This window comes from Mesorhizobium sp. M7A.F.Ca.CA.003.01.2.1, assembly GCF_003998945.1.
Classification (GTDB): domain Bacteria; phylum Pseudomonadota; class Alphaproteobacteria; order Rhizobiales; family Rhizobiaceae; genus Mesorhizobium; species Mesorhizobium ciceri.
In genome coordinates, this window is the sequence record NZ_RZRA01000685.1 from 1 (window position 1) to 3,172 (window position 3,172).

General features: G+C 64.8%; 4 protein-coding genes. All 4 read left to right on the forward strand.

Annotated features, from left to right (window positions below; all coding sequences use genetic code 11):
* A partial coding sequence (queG, locus tag EN969_RS23660) for a tRNA epoxyqueuosine(34) reductase QueG (RefSeq protein WP_127419440.1) occupies positions 1–627 on the forward strand: 627 nt, incomplete at its 5' end.
* Complete coding sequence (locus EN969_RS23665) at positions 624–1,523, forward strand: SDR family oxidoreductase (protein WP_063170414.1); 900 nt, start codon at positions 624–626, stop codon at positions 1,521–1,523. The genes queG and EN969_RS23665, both read left to right, overlap by 4 nt.
* Before the next feature lie 149 nt (positions 1,524–1,672).
* Positions 1,673–2,761, forward strand: coding sequence for a penicillin-insensitive murein endopeptidase (gene mepA, locus EN969_RS23670; RefSeq protein ID WP_063169660.1), 1,089 nt, complete (start codon positions 1,673–1,675; stop codon positions 2,759–2,761).
* 174 nt (positions 2,762–2,935) lie between these two features.
* The coding region (locus tag EN969_RS23675) for a glucokinase (protein WP_206525214.1) at positions 2,936–3,172 on the forward strand (237 nt) is incomplete at its 3' end.

Below are 3,172 nucleotides of genomic sequence, written 5' to 3' on the forward strand. Positions count from 1 at the left end.
ATCTTCACCACCGCTGAACTGGTGCCCGACCGCGCCGAAATCGACCATTGCGGCTCCTGCCGCGCCTGCCTCGACGCATGCCCGACCGATGCTTTTCCGGCGCCCTACCGGCTCGATGCGCGGCGCTGCATTTCCTATCTCACCATCGAGAACAAGGGGCCGATTCCGCACGAATTCCGCGAAAAGATCGGCAACCGCATCTATGGCTGCGATGACTGTTTAGCCGCCTGCCCGTGGAACAAATTCGCCCGGGCGGCTTCGGAAGCAAAACTCGCCGCGCGCGATGATCTGCGCGAACCACCGCTCGCCGACCTTTTGGGTCTCGATGACGCGGCCTTCCGCGCTTTCTTCTCCGGTTCGCCGATAAAACGCATCGGCCGCGATCGGTTCATCCGCAACGTGCTGATCGCCGCCGGCAATTCCGGCGATGCCTCTCTTGCCGACACTGTGCGCGCCTTGCTGGACGATGCCTCGCAGCTGGTGCGGGGCGCGGCAATTTGGGCGCTGGCGCGGCTGGTGCCCGATGCCGAATATTCAGAAAGGGCAGCCCTCGGCCTGAAAACCGAGAGCGACGAAGCCGTGCGCGACGAATGGCGTCTGGCGCGGCCAACCAGGGCGAATGCATGAGCGAAAAGCAGATATTCATCTTCGGCGCCGGCTATTCCGGCAGGGCTTTTGCTCGGGCCAACAAAGGCGCCGCGACGATCTTCGGCACGACACGCTCGCCGGAAAAATTCGAGACGCTACGGCAGGCCGGCATCGCCCCGCTGCTGTTCGACGGTGCGCTGACCGAGGAAATCGGCGATGCACTGGAAAAGACAACGCATCTGCTGATTTCGGTCGCCCCGGAGGAGGCTGGCGATCCCGTGCTGGGTGCCGCCCGAGAGGCAATCGCTCAAATGCCGGCGCTGGAATGGATCGGCTATCTCTCTACGGTCGGGGTTTACGGCAATTATGACGGCGCCTGGGTCGATGAAACGGCTGAATGCCGGCCGGTGTCGAAGCGTTCGATGATGCGGGTGGCGGCAGAGCAGGACTGGCTGGAGCTGGGCCGCGAGATTCGCCGGCCGGTGGCGATCCTGCGACTCTCCGGCATTTACGGGCCGGGCCGCAATGCCCTGCTCAATCTGGAAAACGGCAGCGCAAGGCGGCTGGTCAAGCCCGACCAAGTGTTCAACCGCATTCATTGCGACGACATTGCAGGCTCCCTGTGGCAGCTCATCCAAGGCAATAAAGGCGGCATCTTCAACGTCACCGACGATCTGCCGGCGCCGCCGCAGGACGTCGTCGCCTATGCCGCATCATTGATGGGCATCGAACCGCCGCCCGAGATTCCTTTCGACGCCGCCCAACTTTCGCCCATGGCGCGGTCCTTCTATGGCGAGAACAAGCGCGTCGGCAACGCGGCGATCAAGGCGGCGGGCTATTCCCTGCGCTTTCCGGACTACCGCGCCGCCTTCGACCATATGTGGGCGAGCGGCGACTGGCGCGACGGCGAGGCGCGCAGCCCGATGAAGCGCTAAAAGCAATTCCAGGAAAAGTGTGACACGGTTCTCCGTCCGGGATTGCGTCAAAACAGAGATAGAGCGGTTCACCGTTTCGGTGAACCGCTCTATCGATCGAAGCGTTCCGCGTTGCATGCTATGATTCGGCCTGGTGGGGATCCGGTTTCATGAAAACACCGATACAGCCATCTCTCGGCAAAAAATTCAGGCTGGCGGCCGCTCTCGGCCTGTTCGTCCTTGCCGGTCTAGCCGTACGGCCGGCCGCGGCCGAGGAACGGGCAAAAGACCTGTTCGGCGCCAAGAAACTGCCAGCCGCGAGCGCGGCGCAATCGATCGGCTTCTATTCCAAGGGCTGTTTTGCCGGCGGCGTCGCCATTCCCATGGACGGTCCGACCTGGGAGGTGATGCGGCCGTCCCGCAACCGTCGCTGGGGCCATCCGGCTATGATCGCGGTGATCGAGAAATTGTCGCGCGACGCGGCAGCCGATGGTTGGCCGGGCCTGCTGATCGGCGACATTTCGCAGCCGCGCGGCGGCCCGATGCTGACCGGGCATGCCTCGCACCAGATCGGGCTCGACGCCGACATCTGGCTGACGCCGATGCCCAGCCGCCCGCTGTCGATGGCGCAGCGCGAATCGATGAGCGCCACCTTGATGGTCGATGAGAAGACCCATCTGGTGAAGGACGCGCTGTGGACGCCGGCGCACACAAGGCTTCTGAAGCGGGCGGCGAGCTACAGCCAGGTCGAGCGCATCCTGGTCAATCCGGGCATCAAGAAGAAACTCTGCGACACCGTCAGGGGCGACCGCGGCTGGCTGCGCAAGATCCGGCCGTTTTGGGGCCACGACTATCATTTTCACATGCGCATCGGCTGTCAGCCGGGATCCCCCGGCTGCAAGGCGCAGGAAGCGACGCCGGACGATGACGGTTGCGGCAAGCCATTGGCCTGGTGGTTCACGCAGGAGCCGTGGCGGCCCAACAAGAACCCGGATGCCCCCAAGGCACGCGACCTGATGACGATGGCGAACCTGCCGAGCGAATGCCGCGCCGTGCTCGACGCGCCGGGGCCGGCCTCGGCCGAGGCGGCGACCTATCATGGCGGCGGCGTGCCGGTCGCGGCTGCCGCACCCGAACCCGAAGCGCCGTCATTGTCCGCCACGCCGGCCGCCGCCGGCTTGCCAAGTACGGTGAACGCCTTCACGGCGACCCCCGAGACCGGCGTGCCGCTGCCGCGACCGCGGCCGCCAGGAAACTGACGGTCACGGCCCAATCGGTTCGGGGCCTTATTTTTGCGAAACCGTGTCGGTTTGGCCGCACAGCCGGCCTCAGCGCGCCGCCGGGGTCGAAAACCGTTTCCCTTTTCAAACCCATGCGCTAGTCAACGGAAGAACGGCTAGATGCCGTCGGTGGCGCCGGAGACGGACGAGAGCATGCCAGGCACAGGCGACGACGATACTTTGTTGCGGTTTCCGATCCTTATCGGCGACATCGGCGGCACCAATGCGCGCTTTTCGATCGTGCTCGACGCCAATTCCGAGGCAGGCGAGCCGACCATCGTCCAGACGGCGAACTACAACACCATCGACGAGGCGATCCAGGCGGCCGTGCTCGATCGCTCGTCGGTGCGTCCCAATTCGGCGGTGCTGGCGGTGGCCGGTCCGGTCGAC

Bases quoted from the DNA above. Each gene is read 5' to 3' on its own strand.
- EN969_RS23665 (WP_063170414.1), top strand. From the start codon at position 624: ATGAGCGAAAAGCAGATATTCATCTTCGGCGCCGGCTATTCCGGCAGG.
- mepA (WP_063169660.1), top strand. From the start codon at position 1,673: ATGAAAACACCGATACAGCCATCTCTCGGCAAAAAATTCAGGCTGGCG.